This window comes from Pseudomonas sp. Z2-11 (assembly GCF_054161305.1).
In genome coordinates, this window is sequence record NZ_CP096395.1 from 5,772,824 (window position 1) to 5,790,964 (window position 18,141).

An 18,141-nucleotide genomic window follows, 5' to 3' on the forward strand; every position below is an offset into this window, starting at 1 on the left:
TTGAACATCAGGCTTGGCGCCCCAGCATGCGCTTGAGGGTCGCGTCACGGTCGATAAAGTGGTGCTTCAATGCTGCCAACGCATGGAGGCCGGAAAAAATTACCAGCGCCCATGCCAGGTAGAAGTGGATCTGCCCGGCGACGTCTGCCTGATCGGGCAGTCCGGACACCAGCGCGGGTACTTCAAACAAACCAAACACCGAGATCCCGACACCGTCTGCGGTGGAAATCAGGTAACCGGCGATCATCACGGCGAACAGCCCGAGATACAGTGCACTATGGCCAATCCTGGCGCCGACGCGTGTAAGGCGGCCATAGGTCTCCAGGGTCGGTGGCGGCGGGCTGACAAAACGCCAGATCACTCGCAGCACCATCACCGCCAACAGCACCAGGCCGATGCTCTTGTGGATGTCCGGCGCGTCTTTGCGCCAGGTGCTGTAATAATCCAGCCCGACCATCCACAGGCCCAGCGCGAACAGCCCATACACCGCCAAGGCAACGGCCCAGTGCGAAACGATGCTGACCCAGCCATAGCGAGAAGAAGAGTTGCGTAGCTGCATTGCTCATATCCTGTAAAAACTGTGACCAAGACTAGCGAGTTATCTATCGAATTAAAGCGGAAAATTTCGCTTTGAAATATCGAGAAATACGATCATCAGTCTGGACCGAGTGCGTTAAGGAAAGATTAAAGCGGATGCGCTGCGCGATGGCGGGGGAGCCAGGACATCAGCTTGGCCGAAGGGCCTCGTCGCGAGCAGGCTCGCTCCCAACAGAACCACGGTTTTTATCAGCCAAAGCCTGTGATTATCAATTCACTGAGCATTTGGGGTGGTATGGGTCGAAGGTGCATTTGTACGCCAACTGAGGGTCCCGTTCCGGAACCATCGGGATCATCAGGGGATCCCGACATTCACCATACACACACCCGTACAGCGAAACCGATACGACCATTGCCATCAGTATTTTCATACGCACTCCTGTTTTTCAAGGAGCCTGAACGCATGGCCCGGCGAGCTCTATCGCCTGCTTCCGGTTAAAGGGTGGGAAGTTTCCGATATATCGTCGAGACATGCAGGACGTCGACGTAATGATCGACCCGTGGCGAGGGAGCTTGCTCCCGCTCGGCTGCGAAGCAGTCGTAAACCGGCGGGTGCGGTGTGTCTGATGCTCCGCATTGGGAGGGTTTGGGGCCGCTTCGCGGCCCAGCGGGAGCAAGCTCCCTCGCCACGGGTTATTGATTGCCTTAAGTGAACGGTAGCGTTCTTTCCACTTGACGTTACTGAGCCTTCGTCTCAGTAGTTGCCGCCGGTTTGGCGGCGGGTTTCTTCACTGGCTCAGCCTTTTTCACTGGTGCCTTGGCCGGGGCCTTTTTAGCCGGGGCCTTGGCCGCCGGCTTCTTCGTCGCTGGCTTGGCCGTGGCTTTCTTGGCTGGCTCGGTCTTCGCTGGCGCCGGCGCGGGTGGTTCCACCGGCGCAGGGGCTGGGACGGGGGCCGGTGCCGGCGCTGGAGGCGGCGCTACCGGCTCGGGAGCCTTGGCCGGCTCCGGCTTCTTGTCGTCATCCGAGCCGCCGAACAAGTTGCTGAAGAAATTGCCTTTCTTCGCCGCCACCGCTCCGGCGGCAGCTGATGCGGCCGGGGCGACTTTTGGTGGTTCGAACGACTTGCCCGCCGCCAGGTCTTCAACCTGGCTGGCGGCGCGCTGGCCGCTGCGCAGTGCGCCTTCCAGGGTGCCTGGGTACAGCGCGTCGGTGTGTTCGCCGGCAAAGGCGACGCGCTGCAATGGCTTTTCCCACAGGCGCCAGTATTTGCTGATCTGGCCCGGACCAAACGCCAGGTACGCGCCGCCCATGGAAGGGTCGGTGCTGTAGCGGCGGATTTCATAACCGGTGAAGGCACCGCGCGCCTGTGGATAAAACGCGTGGAGACGGATCAACACCTGGTCGACCATCTGCTTGTCGCCGAAGGCCTGCATCACCCGTGCGTTGTCGCCGGACAGGTTGATGACAACGTTGGCGCCACCCTTCATGGCTGGCTCGATCCACATCATGCCCAGGCCGGCGTTGCTGTAGATCTCGCCCGACATGCGTGCCTTGCTGTCCCAGACCGGGGTCTTGAACTTGAGCATGATCTGGTCACGCCAGCCGTAGTTGGTGCCTTTGATCGCACCCAGGTGCTGAGCATCCAGGGCCGGGGTCAGTTGGATCTTGTTCAATGCTCGCAAGGGCACGGCCAATACAACATAGTCGGCCTGGTAACCGACGCTGCCGACCTTGACGGTGACGCCGTCCTTGTCCTGGGAAATGGCCGACACCGGCGAGCTCGTCTTGATGGTTTTCAGTTGCTTGACGAACGCCTGGGCCAATACCGGGCTGCCACCGAGCAGGCGCGAGGCGCGCAGGTCACGGTCGGACACGCCGCGATAGACGCGGTTCTGCTGGGCGAAATACAGCAATGACAGGCGCGACGGCTCGTCATAGCGCGTGCGGATTTCCTGGTTGACCAACTGTCGGGCAGTGGCCGGCAGTTGCAAACGGTCCAGCCAGTTGGACACGGTGATCTGGTCGAGCGCGTGTAACGTACTGGTAGCCGTCGGGTTCAGTGGGTCGTCGATGGAACGGGCCAGATCATCCAGAGTGGTTTCGTAGCGCTTGAGCGCCTCGGCCGTGGCTGGCTGCTTGGTCGCCAGGTCGGTGGCAGTAAAATAGGTGCCGTCGATCAGATAGCTGGGGGTGCGCACGAATTCCGGCGCCGGCGTGGTGCTCAGCTTGAAGGTCGAAACGTACTTGTTCAGTACCGGCTGGACCTTATCGTTGCCGATCCACTCGCTGGTGGCCATGCCCGAACGGCCGCCCAGGCTCGGTTTGGCTTCCAGCAGGGTCACGGCCCAACCCTTGTTCTGTAACTCGTAGGCCGCCGTGAGCCCGGCCAGCCCGCCGCCGATGACGATGGCCGTCGGTTGTTTGTCCTTGGCCAGCGCCGAAACGCTGAACAGCCCTATCATCACCAGCGCACAGGCGCGCAGCCAACCAGCAGACATTCAGCGAACTCCGGAATTACGTAAGAATTTTCGGTTTTTCGAGCCAGTCGGCTCCGGGAACGGCGAAGAATACGTCAGCCATCAAAACGCCGCCAGCGACGTCTATCACCTCACTGAAACGGGTGGGGACGACACAATGGGTTGTTCCCCGGCCCGCCATTGCATAGGCTTGCGCGATTGTTTTGCCCGCGCCCGCCGCGAGCCGCCTCGAGGAGACTGTACATGGGCCTGAATAACCAGTGGATGCAGCGCGATCTTGCCGTGTTGTGGCACCCCTGCACCCAGATGAAAGATCACGAACAGCTGCCGCTGATTCCTATCCGGCGCGGCGAAGGCGTGTGGCTTGAGGACTTCGAAGGCAAGCGCTACCTCGATGCGGTGAGTTCCTGGTGGGTCAATGTGTTCGGCCACGCCAACCCGCGCATCAACCAGCGCATCAAGGATCAGGTCGATCAGCTTGAGCATGTGATCCTCGCCGGTTTCAGCCACCAGCCGGTGATCGAGCTGTCCGAACGCCTGGTGAAGATGACGCCTGAAGGCCTGACCCGGTGCTTCTATGCCGATAACGGCTCGTCCTGCATCGAAGTGGCGATGAAGATGAGCTTTCATTACTGGATCAATCGCGGCCGGCCCGACAAGAAACGCTTCGTTACCCTGAGCAACAGCTACCACGGCGAAACCATCGCGGCGATGTCGGTGGGCGATGTACCGCTGTTCACCGAAACCTACAAGGCGTTGTTGCTGGACACGCTCAAGGTGCCGAGCCCCGACTGCTACCACCGCCCCGAAGGCATGGGCTGGGAAGAACATTCGCGAAACATGTTCGCGGCCATGGAGCAAACCCTGGCCGAGCACCACGACACGGTGGCGGCGGTGATCGTCGAACCGCTGATCCAGGGCGCCGGCGGCATGCGCATGTACCACCCGGTGTACCTGAAGCTGTTGCGTGAAGCCTGCGACCGCTATGGCGTGCACCTGATCCACGACGAAATCGCGGTCGGCTTCGGCCGCACCGGGACGATGTTTGCCTGCGAACAGGCTGGTATCACGCCAGACTTCCTTTGCCTGTCCAAGGCCCTGACCGGCGGCTACCTGCCGCTGGCGGCGTGCGTGACAACCGATGAGGTCTACAGCGCGTTCTACGACGACTACCCGACCCTGCGCGCCTTCCTGCATTCCCACAGCTACACGGGCAATCCGCTGGCTTGCGCGGCGGCGCTGGCGACCCTGGATATCTTCGAAGACGACAACGTCATCGAAACCAACAAGGCCCTGGCCCAGCGCATGGCCAGCGCCACCGCCCACCTGGTCGACCACCCGAACGTGGCCGAAGTGCGCCAGACCGGCATGGTCCTGGCCATCGAGATGGTCAAGGACAAGGCGAGCAAAACCGCGTACCCATGGCAGGAGCGGCGCGGCCTGACGGTCTTCCAGCATGCCCTGGAGCGCGGCGCCCTGCTGCGGCCGCTGGGCAGCGTGGTGTATTTCCTGCCGCCGTATGTCATTACGCCGGAGCAGATCGATTTTCTGGCGGAAGTTGCCAGCGAAGGGATCGATATCGCCACCCGGGACAAGGTCAGCGTGGCGGTGCCGAAGGATTTCCACCCGGGGTATCGCGATCCGGGCTGATACGTCTGTGAACAAATTTCTCCGTGGCGAGGGAGCTTGCTCCCGCTCGATTGCGCAGCAATCGCAGGAATGGGGCCGCTTCGCAGCCCAGCGGGAGCAAGCTCCCTCGCCACAAAAGCTTGCTCACCGCAAAGCCCCCGACCACGCAGCAATGCGCAATCCGATTGTGTAGAGACCAAACATGAGACTCTCCCGCTTTTTCATCGACACTCCCCTGAGCCTCGGCGATCACGAGCTGCCCGACGCCCAGGCCCACTACATCGGCCGGGTGCTGCGCATGGCCGAGGGCGACGCGGTGCAAGTATTCGACGGCTCCGGACAGGAGTTTCGCGGCACCCTGGCCGAGGTCGGCAAAAAGCGCGTGCGCGTGCAGCTCGACGAGCAATTTGCCGGACAGGCCGAGTCGCCCTTGCGCATTCATCTCGGTCAGGGCCTGTCCCGGGGCGAGCGCATGGACTGGGCGATCCAGAAGGCCACGGAACTGGGCGTCAGCGAGATCACCCCGATATTCACCGAGCGCTGTGAAGTGCGCCTCAAGGACGAACGCGCCGACAAGCGTCTGCTGCACTGGCGCCAGGTGGCGATCAGCGCTTGCGAGCAATGCGGGCGTTCCAGCGTGCCGGTGATCCACCCTCCGCTGTTGCTGGCCGACTGGTTGAAACAGACCGATGCCGAGCTGAAACTGGTCCTGCACCCGGTCGCCGAACCGCTGGTCAGTCATGCCAGGCCGTCGACCCTGGCGTTCCTGATCGGCCCCGAGGGCGGGTTGTCGGATGCAGAAGTCGAACAGGCTAGGACCGCCGACTACCACGCCGCCCGCCTCGGTCCCCGCGTGCTGCGTACCGAAACCGCGCCAGTGGTGGCGCTGGCGGTGGCGCAGCAGTTGTGGGGGGATTTCTAAGGCTCCGCGACCACTGAAGATCACCTGTGGGAGCGAGCCTGCTCGCGAAGGCGATTCAACATTCAGCATCAATGCAAGCTGATCCACCGCATTCGCGAGCAGGCTCTCCCACAGGTCTCCCAAAGGCTACTGCACCGGCTCGCTGGTCGGCCTGGCAATGATCGCCTTCAACTCGCTGGTCATCGGAAATTCCAGATTCAGGCCCTTGGGCGGGATCGGCTTCTGGAACCAGCGATCGTAGATGGCATTGATTTCCCCTGACTTGTACAAGTCCGCCAGGGTCATGTTGACCAGCGCCAGGAATTGCGGATCGTCCTTGCGCACCATGCAGCTGTAGATTTCCCGCGACTGCTCTTCTCCGACCACCACCCATTTATGCGGATCGCGCGCCTTGGCCCGTTCGCCGTAGAGCAGCGCGTCATCCATGTAGAACGCCGCCGCCCGGCCGGTCTCGAGCATCTGGAAGGCTTCGCCGTGGTCCTTGGCACTGATGACGAACATGTCGATTTTGTTGTCCTGGTTGTAGCTCTTCAGGAACCGCTCGTTGGTCGTGCCGGCGGTGGTCACCACATTCTTGCCACGAAGGTCGGCGAAGCTGTGGATGCCGCTGTCCCTGGCCGTCAGCAACTGGCCCTTCACGTAAATGAAACCGTAGGAAAACGCCACCTGCTTCTGCCGCTCGGCGGTCACGCCAGTGGAGCCGCATTCCAGATCCACGGTGCCGTTCTGCACCAGCGGGATTCGTGTCTGGGAAGTCACCAGGTTGTACTTCACGCTCAGTTGCGGCAGCGCCAGTTGCTGCTTGATGCGCTCGACGATCTTGCCCGCCAGCTCCACCGAATACCCCATCGGTTTGCCGCTGTTGTCCCCGACATAGGAAAACGGCACCGAGGCGTCACGATAGCCCAGCGTGATGCTTTTGTTGCTGGCGATCTTTTCCAGCGCGCCGGCCGGAGGCGCTTCATTGGCAAAAGCCTGGACGCCGAGCAGCAGGCTCAAGGTACAGCCGATCAACGTGATTTTTTGCATTGTTGTTCTCCGTTGCGGGTGGGTCAGGCGGCGCGGGGCGTGAGGCCCTGCAGGTCGATGGAAGGTGTGCGTTGGCGGATCATTTCACTGAGCAAGCGACCGCTGCCGCAGGCCAGGGTAAAACCCAAGGCACCATGGCCGAGGTTGAGCCACAGGTTGCGGTAAGCGCTGGCGCCGATCAGTGGCACGCCGCTAGGCGTCGCCGGGCGCATGCCCGCCCATTCCACAGCGCGATCGTAATCACCGGCCATGGGAAATGTTTCCATGGCCTGGCGCCGAATCAGGGCCAGGCGTCTGGGGTCCGGCGCCGGGTCGAAGCCGACGATGTCGACCATGGCCGCCACCCGCAGCTGCTCACCGATGCGCGCGTAGACGACCTTGCGGTCGTAGTCGGTGATGCTCAGTTCCGGCGCCCGATGCCGGGCGTCGATCGGCACCGTCAGGCTGTAGCCCTTGAGCGGATACAGCGGCATCCGCACGCCTGGCAATGCCAGCGCAACGCTGCGGTGGCCGGCGGCGATTACCAGGTGCTCGACCTCCACACGCTGCTCGCCCAGGTTGATGGCGTGCACCGCGCCGTCGGCATGCTCGATAGCGGTCACCGCGCGCCCCAAGAGGAATTCGCAGCGCCCCGAAGCGCGCAGCCGCGCCGCGAGTTGCAGGCAGAAGCCATGGCAATCGGCGACTTCCTCATCAGGTGTGTAGATGCCGCCCACGAACGGCACGCCGACCAGCGCAGGTTCCAGCGTCGTGCATTCGTTCGGGCCCAGTACCTGCTGATGAACAGCGTCGGCCACACGTTGCCGGGCATGCGCAAAATGGCTGGCACTGCGAAACGTCACCAGCTTGCCGTTGCGCCGCCACTCGAAGCCGTCGAGCTGATCCTCTTCGCGCCAGGTCCGCAGCGTCGTCTGGCTCAACAGCGCCAGGCGCAACAGATGGGCGCCGTTGCGCCGGTTGACCGAAGTCCGGCATGCGGCGATGAACGCTGCCATCCAGCGCCACTGGGCCGGGTCCAGGCGCGGACGCAGCTTGAGCGGCGAATCGCCGCGCAACATCCAGCCCAAGGCCTGCCACGGCACCCCGGCGTCGGCCAGGGGCGTGACGTAGCGATAGGACAACTGGCCGCCGTTGGCGAAGCTGGTCTCGCTGCCCAATGCATCGCGCGCCTCCACCAGCGTGACGTCGATCCCATCGCGGACCAGCGCGTAAGCCGTCGCCAGGCCGACCACGCCGCCGCCAATGATGCATACCCGCTGAGCCATGTCCGCCTCACATCCGTTTCGAATGACCCGAGGTTAGGGCCAGGTGACAGCGTTCGAACAATGAATAAAGATGAGCTTCCTATAAACAAAGGTTATGGGCACGCCATGCGCCTTCGTCATATCGAGATTTTCCAGGCGATTCGCCAGACCGGCTCCATCAGCGGCGCCGCCCAGTTGCTGCACGTTTCCCAGCCGGCGGTGACCAAGGTGCTGCAGCATGCCGAGCAGCAATTGGGGTTTGCGTTGTTCCTGCGGGTGCGCGGCAAGTTGCAGGCCACGCCCGAAGCGCTGGAGCTGGAACGCGAGGTCGACAAGGTCAGCGAAAGCCTGCAAGGCGTGCGGCGCCTGGCCCAAAGCCTGCGCCGCGAGCCGGGGCACAGCTTGCGAATTGGCGCCACACCGGCCTTGGCCCTGTCGCTGCTGCCCACGGCTATCCACCAATGGACCCGACGCTACCCGGACATCGTCTGCGAGTTGTCCAGCGCCCACAGCCGCGAACTGACGCAAAACCTGCTGATGCGCGAGATCGATGTAGCCCTCAGCCTGCAATTGCCCGATCACCCAGGCCTCAAGGCCGAGCCCCTCGCCAGCGGCGTATTGGTAGCCCTGGCACCGAGCGGTCACTGGCCCGAAGCGGTAATCGGCACGCCTATGCCGTTGCAGGAGCTGGCCGGCGCGCCGTTGATCGGCTTGTCCAGCACCGACCCGCTGTCCGCCAGGCTGGATGGCTACCTCAAGTCAGTGGAACCGCCGCCCCGAGTGAGCATTGCCGTGCAGACGTATTCACTGGCCCGGGCCATGGTCGAATCCGGCGCCGGGCTGGCGGTCATCGACCCGTTTACCGCCTTGGGGGCTTCACGCGCCCGTACGGCTATCCGGCCATTGTCGCCGCCGTTGCCCATTGCCTTGTACGCCGTAACCCGCGCCAATGAAGCCCCGCCCCACACCGTGGGGGCCTTGCTGGAAATTGTCGCCAGCCAGGCCCAGGCGCAACTTGATCGCCTGTTTGCGACCGCTCAAAGCACGTAGAACAGAATCGCCACGAAATGCAAAAGGCTGCCGGCGATGACGAAAAGGTGCCAGATGCCATGGGCGTGGCGCAGGCGGTGGTCGAGCGCGAAGAAGATGATGCCGACGGTATACAACACGCCTCCCGAGGCCAGCCAGGCAAACCCGGCGCTGCCCAGCGCCGCCAGCAGCGGTTTGACTGCCACCAGTACGATCCAGCCCATCACCGCATAGATGACGATCGAGAGGATCCGCGCTTCGGAACGCGGCTTGATTTCCTGCAGGATACCGATCACCGCCAGCCCCCAGACGATCCCGAATAACGTCCAGCCCCACGGCCCGCGCAGCGTTACCAGGCAGAACGGCGTGTAGCTGCCGGCAATCAGCAGATAGATCGAAAAGTGATCGATCTTCTGCATGATCTCTTTCTTGCGCCCGCGCACGCTGTGATAAACCGTCGATGCGCTGTAGAGCACCAGCAAGGTGAACCCGTAGATCGCCACGCTGACGATCTTCCACGGATCGCCGGCCATCCCGGCAATCACCAGCAGCCACACCGCACCGATAAACGCGGCGACCGCGCCCACCAGGTGCGTCCAGGCGTTGAGTCGTTCCCCGTGATACATCCAGATCCACCCCCCCTATTACGAATTTGGCGCCAAGGCTCAGGCCTGGCGCCTGAAAGTGCAATGTTTTGCTTTCAGCATCGAACACAACCCCCGTGGCGAGGGAGCTTGCTCCCGCTGGGTGGCGCAGCCGCCCCAAAGACTTTGTGAGCGCTACGCACTGGAGAGCCAGCCCGATCAAGCGGGAGCAAGCTCCCTCGCCACAAAAGCTCTCCAGCCACATAAATCGCGTCGCCAGGAAGACATGGGGCACAATCAGCCCATACGAACAAGAGTCCGCCCCATGCTCATCGACGAAGAATTGACCCTGAAGAAACTCGAGGTGTTCCTGGCGTTCATGCGCACCGGCAACCTGGCGCGGGCGGCGGTCGAGTTGCAGACCAGCAATGTCAGCGTGCATCGGGCCATTCACTCGCTTGAGAGCGCGTTGCGCTGTCCGTTGTTCAAGCACGAAGGCCGCAACCTCACACCGCTGGAAAGCGCCTATGTGCTGGAGGAGCGCGCGCAGAAGCTGATTCAGGACGTGGTCGAAAGCGTACGCCTGACCCGTGAGGCGGCCGGCTTTTCCGCCGAGCGTTTCAAGCTGGGATCCTTGTATTCACTGACCGTCAAGACCGTGCCGCAACTGATCATGGGCCTGAAGATCCGGCGCAGCGAGCTCAATATCGATCTGATCATGGGCTCCAACATCGACCTGTTGTACAAACTCAAGAACATGGAGGTCGATGCGATCCTGGTGTCGCTGGACGACAGCGTCAACGACCCGGATTGCGAGCAGATCGCGCTGTTTTCCGATGATATTTTCCTCGCCACGCCCGCCGACTCGCCCTTCGCCCAACGCAGCGAAGTCGACTTGGCCGAGGTCCGCGACGAGACCTTCATCACCCTGACCCAGGGCTTCGCCACGCACCAGGACGGTATCCGGGTGTTCAGGCAGGCGGGGTTCGAGCCGAAAGTGGCGATGCAGGTCAACGACATCTTCACCCTGCTGAGCATGGTCAGCTCCGGGGTGGGTTATGCCCTGCTCCCCGGCCGGATCGCGGCGGTGTATGAGAACCGGGTGAAACTGATCCCGTTGCAGGAAAAGTACCGGTTGCAGCAGCACATCGGTGTGGTGTTCCTCAAGGCCAAGGAGCGCGACCCGAACCTGCTGGCGTTGTTGGCGGAATGCCGGATGTACGCCAATCGCCAGGCTTGAGACCGAGTCGCGCGTTTCGCGAGCAGGCTCGCTCCCACAAGGGTGAACCCAATCAATGTGGGAGCGAGCCTGCTCGCGAAGGCGCCAGCGCGGTAAGCGAAAAGCCGAAGTCCTACCCCATCAGTCCCCGCATGATCAGGAACAACAGCGAAGGCCCGAGCAAGCAGCCAAGCGCGGTATAGAACGCCGCCGTCAGGCAACCATACGGAACGAGCTTGGGATCCGTCGCCGCCAGGCCGCCGGCAACGCCGCTGGAGGTGCCCATCAGCCCACCAAAGATCACCGCGCTACGAGGGTTGTTGAGACCGATGAACGGCGCCACGAACGGCGTCGCCACCATGACCAGGATCGCCTTGATCAACCCGGCGGCAATCGATAACGCCATCACCTCGGAACTGGCCCCGATGGCCGCCCCGGTCACCGGCCCGACGATATAGGTGACCGCTCCGGCACCGATCGTGGTCAGGCTCACCACATCGGTATAACCGAAGGCCATCGCCACGCCGACGCCGGCAATGAACGAGGTGCCGACTCCGACGAACAAAGCCAGCACCCCAACGAAACCGGCGCGCTTGAGCTCCTCGACACTCACGCCGAACGCCGTGGCGACAATGGCGAAATCCCGCAGCATGGCGCCGCCCAGCAAACCAATCCCGGAAAGCAGCGGAATGTCCACCACACCTTTTTGCCCCCCGGTCATTGCACCGCCGATATACGAGAGCACCAGCCCCAGCAGGATCGCGATGGCCGAACCATGCAGGCGGCCTTTGGTGAAGGTATTGCTGATCCAGTAGGACACCCACATGGTGATGCCGACAATGGCAAACCCGCTGATCAGACCGTAGCCGGTGATGACTTTCATCATGGATTCGTACATGGCAATCACCCGACCGTCTTGACGGAAACATCGGCCTGAGGGTCCTTGTTGCCGATGCGTACCAGCACCGACACCAACGCAAAGGCAATCACCACCGCCAGGGTCCCGGCCAGGATCGCCATCGGCCCGCCTTTCAGTGCGCCATAGACGTTTTGCTGGGCCGCCATCGCCACCACGATCGGAATGTAGATGGCGCTCCAGAACTCCACGCCAGCTTCGGACTTGCCCTTGAACAAGCCGCGCTTGTTCAGGTAGCTGCCCAGGCCGATCAGCAACAGCATTGCAATGCCGACGCCGCCAACGTTGGCCGGTACGCCAATCAGTTTGCCCAGCAGCTCACCGATAAAAATGCCCACCAGGGTACAAAAAGCCAGAAACGCCACACCATAGATAATCATTGTTGTAGTCCTCAAAGTGCATCGTCGAAGTTGTTGTTTTTGTGCTTCGCCAGCTTGAGTCGGTGTCTAGGGTCGGCGGCTTCCCTCCTCTTGCAACAGCGCTTGCAGGGTGTCGAGCCGCGCGCCGTCATAAGCCATGACGGTGCCCTGCTCGAACACCCGGCGCGCCAGCCCGGTCAACACCGCGCCGGGCGGCAACTCGATCTGCAGACGCACGCCACGCTCGTAGGCGCTTTGCACTGTGCCGCGCCAGTCGACGACGCGGCACATGTTGAAGGCCAGGTCGTCGCGCAGCGCGTCGGCCTTTATCACCGGTCGGGCGCGACTGCCGCTGAGATAGCCCAGCGCCGGAGTTTTCAAGGGTACTTCGGCAAAGGCCTGGGCCAACGTCCGCGCCGGAGCCTCCAGCAGCGGGCAGTGGGACGGTACGCTGACCGCCAACCGGCAGGCCTTGCCGGCACCTTGGTTGCGAGCCCGTTCGGCGACGCAGCCCATGGCTTCATCACTGCCGGCGATGACCACCTGGTTATCGGCGTTGATGTTGGCCAGGTACACCGGCGTTGTTGCGCTGTGCACCTGGGCGAGCAAGGTTTCCACGGCCGCGAGGTCCAGGCCGATGATTGCCGTCATGCCGTAGCCTTGCGGATACGCCTGCTGCATCAGTTCGCCGCGCAGGCTGACCAGCCGCAACGCGTCCTCGAACCCCAGCGCCTCGGCCACGACCGCCGCCGGGTACGCGCCGATGGACAGTCCCGCCACGTAATCCGGCGCGGGGGCCTGTTCCAGCAATCGACGGGAAGCGGCCACGCCGGCGATCAACAGGCACAGTTGCACGGCGCGAGTCGACCGCAGCGCCTGGGCCGTGTCGAGCTGCAAGACATCCTCCCCGAGCACGTCACTCGCCTCGTCCAGAATCTGCGGCGCCAAGCCATGGAGCATGCCCACGCGCTGTGCACCCTGGCCGGGGAAAACCAGGAGGCTGCTCACGCGACCTGCTCCCACGATGGCTGCCATGGATCGCTGACCAATCGTGCCTGGATATCATCCTTGAGCAAGACCCGACGCGACGAACCCGCCCACTCGCGCAGGGCGACGGCGCCACAGGGCGTCTGCAACTGCATGTCCACGCTGCAGACCGAGGCGTCCAGCTGCGCCAGCAGGTTCCTGGCCTGGAGGCGATCCAGGTGGTGCGGCGTCCTCAAGATCAAGTCCAGGTCGCTGCGCTCATGCAGCGCCTCGATGCCCGTGGCAAGCTCAAACCCGGCACTGCCGCTGACGCCCCAGGTCCAGCCACTGGCGTCGAGCAACGGGCGCAACTCGGCCAGCGCTTGCAAGGCCGGCAGGTCGCGCGGGGATTGGACATGGCAGAGGTCTTCCGGGCGCACCCGGCGCTGGATCGTCGCCACCGGCATTGATGCGGCGTAGCGCTGTTCGCGAGAGCGACCGCGCAAGCCTACGGCGATGTGTCCAGGCGAGGACAGCGCCCGGCGCACCACGACCGGTTGCCCGAGGTCGAGCGACTCGACAGCCCAGCCCGGCGCATCCGCAGGCAACTGCAAAGCAGTCATCCCCCAGAGCAGGTCATGGGCCAGGAGCGTGCTCACCATTGCGCCCTCAACAATTGCCGAACGTGGCTGGACGCTGCCCGGTGAACAGCGCCCAGGCGACCGCTGAGATCCCGAGGCATGCCCGCCACGTCGTTGATCGCCTGGAGCAAGCAGTCGCTCACCCGCGCCAGATCTGCCGCCGTCGGCTGCTCGATCTGTTCTACCGACAAGGTCTCCCAGAGCAGTCCCAGGCTGGCGAAGCTGTCAATGTCGTAGGCCATCGGCGGCACGCTGGCGGCCAGGGCTTCGAGTTCCTCGACGCTGCGCAGGGTGACCCGCGCTGCCGAAGCCTTGCCCATCGCATGGACCATCACGCCCGGGTCGCGCAAGGCGATCAACCGGTTGGCCTGGTAGCCGTGGGCGAGGAACGCACCGGACATCGCCTTGCCCACCAGCAAGCCGATCACTGGATGCCCGGCCAGTCGGGCCCGGGCATAACTGTCCGCCGCGCCGGCCAAAGCCTGATGAATGCCCAGCGCTTCTTCACGCCGACCGTAGGCCTGGCTCGGCACATCGACGATGGCGATCAGCACACGTTTGCTGGCCGCGTTGCGATCGGCCGCGATGGCGTCGTCCACGGCTTTGGCCAGGCCCCAGCCTTCGAGCAAACCGACTTCGCCATTGCGCGCCCGAGGGAAACGGTTGGCGGGATCGGCCACGACAGCCAACAGACGCGCGGTTTGTTCGCCGAGTTGGACATCGGCCACTTTCAGCGAAGCGGGCAAGCCTTCCAACGGTTTGACGCCACCGCTCAAGGCCTCGAACCAGCGCAGGCCCCTCAATGAATACGTATTCATGGACGTTCTCCCTGAAACAACTGGCGAACCGCTGCCGGTTCGATTTGCACCTCGGTGTCCAGGCGCGACAGGCGCTGGAGGAACAGTCTGGCTTGGCCACTGCGATGTTCAGTGGGCACACCCAGATGCAACAGTTCGCTGACGTGACGACGAATCTGCGCCACGTCATCGGCGACGTAGCGGTCCACCAGCCCGGTCGCGAAACGTTGTTCGCCACCGGTCAGGCTCCAGATGAACGGACGGTCGCGGGAGTCGTACTCATCGATGCCGGCTTCCTGCTCGATCACCTGCGGACCGTTCAGCCCCAGCCGCGCTTCCTGCGTCACCAGCAGATAACTGCACAGCCCGGCGGCGATGGACATGCCGCCGAAACAGCCGACGCTGCCAGCGACTACGCCAACCACCGGCTGGTATTGGCGCAGGTCGATAATCGCCGAATGGATCTCGGCAATTGCCGCGAGCCCGAGGTTGGCTTCCTGTAAACGCACGCCGCCGGTCTCCAGCAGCAACACGGCCCGGGTCGGGATGCCTTTGCGATTGTCCTCGGCCGCCAGCTCCAGGGCACCGGCGATCTTTGCCCCGCCGACTTCACCGAGGCTGCCACCCTGGAAGGCGCCTTCGATAGCGGCGATCACCACCGGCAGGCCATCGAGCTCGCCCTTGGCGATCACTACGCCATCGTCGCTTTGCGGGACCACGCCCTGACGCAGCAACCACGGCGACATGATTCGCTGGAAGGGGTCGAGCAGTTCGCGGAACGTACCGTCATCGAGCAAGGCCTTGGCCCGTTGCCGGGCACCGAGCTCGACGAAACTGTGCTTGTTGAGCAACGCAGCGCTGTCAGTCATGGCCGATCTCCTCGAAGCCTTGTTCAAGGCGCAGACGCACCACGCCGGGGGTGGCGCCGAAATCGTGGATTTCAATGGCCATCGCGGGAGGCGTCTGGCCGTCGAACATGCGCGCGAACAAGTGCTGCCAGCGTTGCTCGCTGCCATTGACCGAGGTCTGCACCTGGATGGTCAGCTTGCCCGCCAGCCCGGGTTCGATCAGTACTTCGAGATCGCCCGAGCCGACGCAGCCGACCAGCGCCCGGCCCCGTGGCGGCTGCCCGGCGGTGAATTCAAAGGATAAGGTTTGCATCAGCACACTCCTAGAAAGAGGCCATCACTGCGCTCGATACGGTCGAGAAACAGGCAGGCGGCGAGCAGGTCGGCGGCGCCGCCGGGCGAGGCGTTCAAGGCAATCAGTTGTTGGTCCAGCGCGTGCAATTGGCGGCGACCACCCAGGCTCGCACTACCGCCGGCTTCGAGCACCGCTCTGGCGCCCTGTTGCATCGCCTGCAAACCCGCTTCGCCGGCGCGATAGAGCACGCAGGTGTCGGCCAGGCGGGTCATGATTGCCAGCAAGGCGTCAAGGCGGGCGTTCTGTTCGCCGACGCCGGCCGCGCGGCTGCGCTTGAGTTGCGGCAGGCCCAGGGTTGTCACCGCCGGAAATGCCAGTTGCGCTTCCTCCCGGGCACCGCGGGCGCCGTAGCGCCGGGCCACTTGGGCGCCGTGGCTCAAGGGTTGAGGCGCATGACGGTCGTTGAGCAAGGCCAGGCGGGCGGCACGCAACGTGACGGCGCCAGCGCCACTGGATTCAGGTTCCAGCGCCGCCGCAGCGACCAACAGGCCCAAGGCCCAGATCGCGCCCCGGTGAGTATTCACACCGCCCGTGGTGGTGAGCATCGCGGCTTCACCTTCCCGGCCGATGCGCCCCACGGCTTCACGCAGTGGCAAGCCGATCTCGCCGCAGTCGAGCGCGGTCTCGGCCATTTCCTTGAACGCCGGCCACAGCGACAACGCCGAAGCGTGCATCAGGCCCAGGTGCAGATCGGTGTGGGCGCCGCTGCCGCGACGGTCCACCAAGGCCGGTTTGGGCGAGAGGTCGGCTTCGTCGATCAACGCGTCCACCGCGAGGTCGGCCAAACGTTCAGCCAGGGATAAGGTCTTCGGTTGCAGATTCAGGGCGCGCATTTACCAACTCCTGAACTTGGCGGGCGGGTTGTAGAGTCCTCCGGACCATTCCACCAGATCGGCCACGCTCTTGGCCGCGAGCAACTCGCGGGTGGCGTCGGTGCGGCGGATTCCGAGGTCTTCGGGCAAGGCGATCAGCCCTTCGCGACGCATGCGCGCTGTGTCTTTCGGGTCATGGCGCAGGCCGATGGCAGTGACCCCGGCCACGGCGGCGATCATCGCCTGGCGTTCTTCCAGGGAGCGGGCCTTGTACAGGTAGGCGATGCCTTCTTCGGTCAGCAGATGGGTAACGTCGTCGCCGTAGATCATGATCGGCGCCAGGGGCATGCCGGCTTTTTTCGCCACGTCCACCGCGTCGAGGGTGTCGACGAAGGTCGGTTTGCCGCCCTCCTGGAACGTTTCGACCATCTGCACCACCAGTTTCTTGCCGCGTTCGAGCAGCGGCGCCTCGCCGTCGCCGTGGCGCATGTCGAGCCAGGCCGGCGTCCCGTGACGGCGACCGCGCGGGTCGTGGCCCATGTTCGGCGCGCCGCCAAAACCGGCCAGTCGGCCACGGGTCACGGTGGAGGAATGGCCGTCGCCGTCCACCTGCAATGTGGCGCCAATGAACAGGTCCACCGCGTACTGCCCGGCCAGTTGGCAAACCATTCGATTGGAACGCAGCGAACCGTCGTGCCCGGTAAAAAACACATCAGGCCGGGCGGCGATGTAGTTTTCCATGCCCAGTTCGGTGCCGAAGCAATGCACGCTCTCGACCCAGCCGCTTTCGATGGCGGGGATCAGCGTCGGGTGCGGATTGAGCGTCCAGTTGCGGCAGATTTTGCCCTTCAGTCCGAGTGCTTCGCCGTAGGTCGGCAGGATCAATTCGATGGCGGCGGTGTTGAAACCGATGCCGTGGTTGAGCGACTGGACGTTGTGTTTTTCGTAGATCCCGCGAATCGCCATCATTGCCATCAAGACATGCACGGGCTTGATGTGGCGCGGGTCGCGGGTAAACAGCGGCTCGATGTAGAACGGCTTGTCGGCCACCACCACGAAGTCGACCCAGGATGCTGGAATGTCTACGCGGGGCAGGTCGCTGACGTCGTCCACCAACTGATTGACCTGAACAATGACGATACCGTCGCTGAACGCCGCCGGTTCGATCAGCGCCGGGGTGTCTTCGGTGCTGGGGCCGGTATAGATATTACCCGCGCGGTCGGCCATGAAACCGGCCGAAAGCACCACGTTGGGAATCAAGTCGACCACCAGCCGGGCGTAGAGCTCGATGTAGGTGTGGATCGCGCCGATTTCCAGCAGGCCGTCTTCCAGCAACTGGCTGATGCGCAGGCTCTGGGTGCCGGCAAAGGAGAAATCGAGCTTGCGGGCGATGCCGCGTTCGAACAGGTCCAAGTGCTCGGAACGACCGACGCTCGGCATGATCATGTGCAGGTCATGCAGCTTCGAAGGGTCGACTTTCGCCAGAGAGCGGGACAGGAAATCCGCCTGCTTCTGGTTATTGCCCTCCAGCACCACGCGGTCGCCAGGCAGGATCAACGCCTCCAGCGCCGCGACGATCTTGTCGGTGGGCAGCACCACACCGTCGGCAAGCCCCTTCACCAACGCCAGGCGCCGCTGCTTTTCGCTGCGCCGCCGCGTCCATCGCGAGTCGGGGGATATTGTTGTTGTCATGACCACTCCACGGGTTCGCTGTCGTGGAGCTCACCTTAGGAGTGTTTTGGCGTGGGCATCAATCAAGCTCGGCGGCGGATCGTT

Annotated in this window: 18 protein-coding genes; 4 read left to right on the top strand and 14 right to left on the bottom strand. The window is 63.4% G+C overall.

Annotation, left to right across the window (positions count from 1 at the left end; all coding sequences use genetic code 11):
* Positions 1-7: 7 nt before the first annotated feature.
* Together M1E16_RS25705 and M1E16_RS25710 are read right to left on the bottom strand one after the other, a co-directional pair.
* Complete coding sequence (locus M1E16_RS25705) at positions 8-559, bottom strand: cytochrome b (RefSeq protein ID WP_305498213.1); 552 nt, start codon at positions 557-559, stop codon at positions 8-10.
* 716 nt (positions 560-1,275) lie between these two features.
* Positions 1,276-3,036: a flavin monoamine oxidase family protein gene (locus M1E16_RS25710; protein ID WP_458128693.1), complete on the bottom strand. Its 1,761-nt coding sequence runs from the start codon at positions 3,034-3,036 to the stop codon at positions 1,276-1,278.
* Positions 3,037-3,258: 222 nt separating this feature from the next.
* Here M1E16_RS25710 and M1E16_RS25715 point away from each other — a divergent pair, with 222 nt between their 5' ends.
* Complete coding sequence (locus tag M1E16_RS25715; protein ID WP_434627430.1) at positions 3,259-4,665, top strand: adenosylmethionine--8-amino-7-oxononanoate transaminase; 1,407 nt, start codon at positions 3,259-3,261, stop codon at positions 4,663-4,665.
* Positions 4,666-4,846: 181 nt separating this feature from the next.
* On the top strand, positions 4,847-5,566 hold the full coding sequence (locus M1E16_RS25720; RefSeq protein WP_458128694.1) for a 16S rRNA (uracil(1498)-N(3))-methyltransferase: 720 nt from the start codon (positions 4,847-4,849) through the stop codon (positions 5,564-5,566).
* Positions 5,567-5,692: 126 nt separating this feature from the next.
* Here M1E16_RS25720 and M1E16_RS25725 read toward each other — a convergent pair whose 3' ends face one another.
* The gene (locus tag M1E16_RS25725) at positions 5,693-6,595 is read right to left on the bottom strand and encodes a transporter substrate-binding domain-containing protein (protein WP_458128695.1); all 903 of its coding nucleotides are present in this window, start codon (positions 6,593-6,595) and stop codon (positions 5,693-5,695) included.
* 23 nt (positions 6,596-6,618) lie between these two features.
* Entirely contained in the window at positions 6,619-7,860 is a 1,242-nt protein-coding gene (locus M1E16_RS25730; RefSeq protein WP_458128696.1) for a D-amino acid dehydrogenase, read from the bottom strand.
* A 105-nt stretch (positions 7,861-7,965) separates the two neighbouring features.
* Here M1E16_RS25730 and M1E16_RS25735 point away from each other — a divergent pair, with 105 nt between their 5' ends.
* Positions 7,966-8,889: a LysR family transcriptional regulator gene (locus M1E16_RS25735; protein WP_434627419.1), complete on the top strand. Its 924-nt coding sequence runs from the start codon at positions 7,966-7,968 to the stop codon at positions 8,887-8,889.
* Here the strand turns inward: M1E16_RS25735 and trhA are convergent.
* Complete coding sequence (trhA, locus tag M1E16_RS25740; protein ID WP_458128697.1) at positions 8,877-9,494, bottom strand: PAQR family membrane homeostasis protein TrhA; 618 nt, start codon at positions 9,492-9,494, stop codon at positions 8,877-8,879. The genes M1E16_RS25735 and trhA overlap by 13 nt on opposite strands.
* Before the next feature lie 283 nt (positions 9,495-9,777).
* Between trhA and M1E16_RS25745 the strand changes: the two genes are divergently transcribed.
* Positions 9,778-10,692, top strand: a complete 915-nt coding sequence (locus M1E16_RS25745; protein ID WP_305498207.1) for a LysR family transcriptional regulator — start codon at positions 9,778-9,780, stop codon at positions 10,690-10,692.
* 112 nt (positions 10,693-10,804) lie between these two features.
* Here the strand turns inward: M1E16_RS25745 and madM are convergent, their stop codons facing one another.
* The 9 genes from madM to mdcA form a co-directional block, all read right to left on the bottom strand.
* Positions 10,805-11,569 carry a malonate transporter subunit MadM gene (madM, locus tag M1E16_RS25750; RefSeq protein ID WP_434627413.1) on the bottom strand — a complete coding sequence of 255 codons (765 nt, stop codon included), beginning with the start codon at positions 11,567-11,569 and terminating at the stop codon, positions 10,805-10,807.
* 5 nt (positions 11,570-11,574) lie between these two features.
* The gene (gene madL, locus M1E16_RS25755) at positions 11,575-11,967 is read right to left on the bottom strand and encodes a malonate transporter subunit MadL (protein ID WP_458128698.1); all 393 of its coding nucleotides are present in this window, start codon (positions 11,965-11,967) and stop codon (positions 11,575-11,577) included.
* A gap of 66 nt (positions 11,968-12,033) precedes the next feature.
* Complete coding sequence (gene mdcH, locus M1E16_RS25760; RefSeq protein ID WP_458128699.1) at positions 12,034-12,954, bottom strand: malonate decarboxylase subunit epsilon; 921 nt, start codon at positions 12,952-12,954, stop codon at positions 12,034-12,036.
* On the bottom strand, positions 12,951-13,574 hold the full coding sequence (locus tag M1E16_RS25765) for a malonate decarboxylase holo-ACP synthase (RefSeq protein ID WP_458128700.1): 624 nt from the start codon (positions 13,572-13,574) through the stop codon (positions 12,951-12,953). The genes mdcH and M1E16_RS25765 overlap by 4 nt, the downstream gene beginning before the upstream one ends.
* Positions 13,568-14,371: a biotin-independent malonate decarboxylase subunit gamma gene (gene mdcE / locus M1E16_RS25770; RefSeq protein ID WP_458128701.1), complete on the bottom strand. Its 804-nt coding sequence runs from the start codon at positions 14,369-14,371 to the stop codon at positions 13,568-13,570. Before mdcE ends, M1E16_RS25765 begins: the two co-directional genes overlap by 7 nt.
* Positions 14,368-15,219 (bottom strand): biotin-independent malonate decarboxylase subunit beta, encoded by an 852-nt coding sequence (locus M1E16_RS25775; RefSeq protein WP_458128702.1) that lies wholly within the window; start codon positions 15,217-15,219, stop codon positions 14,368-14,370. The genes mdcE and M1E16_RS25775 overlap by 4 nt, the downstream gene beginning before the upstream one ends.
* On the bottom strand, positions 15,212-15,511 hold the full coding sequence (locus M1E16_RS25780; RefSeq protein WP_305498200.1) for a malonate decarboxylase subunit delta: 300 nt from the start codon (positions 15,509-15,511) through the stop codon (positions 15,212-15,214). Before M1E16_RS25780 ends, M1E16_RS25775 begins: the two co-directional genes overlap by 8 nt.
* The gene (locus M1E16_RS25785) at positions 15,511-16,386 is read right to left on the bottom strand and encodes a triphosphoribosyl-dephospho-CoA synthase (protein ID WP_458128703.1); all 876 of its coding nucleotides are present in this window, start codon (positions 16,384-16,386) and stop codon (positions 15,511-15,513) included. Before M1E16_RS25785 ends, M1E16_RS25780 begins: the two co-directional genes overlap by 1 nt.
* A complete protein-coding gene (gene mdcA, locus M1E16_RS25790) occupies positions 16,387-18,057 on the bottom strand; it encodes a malonate decarboxylase subunit alpha (RefSeq protein WP_458128704.1) in 1,671 nt (556 codons plus the stop codon).
* Between the last annotated feature and the right edge of the window lie 84 nt (positions 18,058-18,141).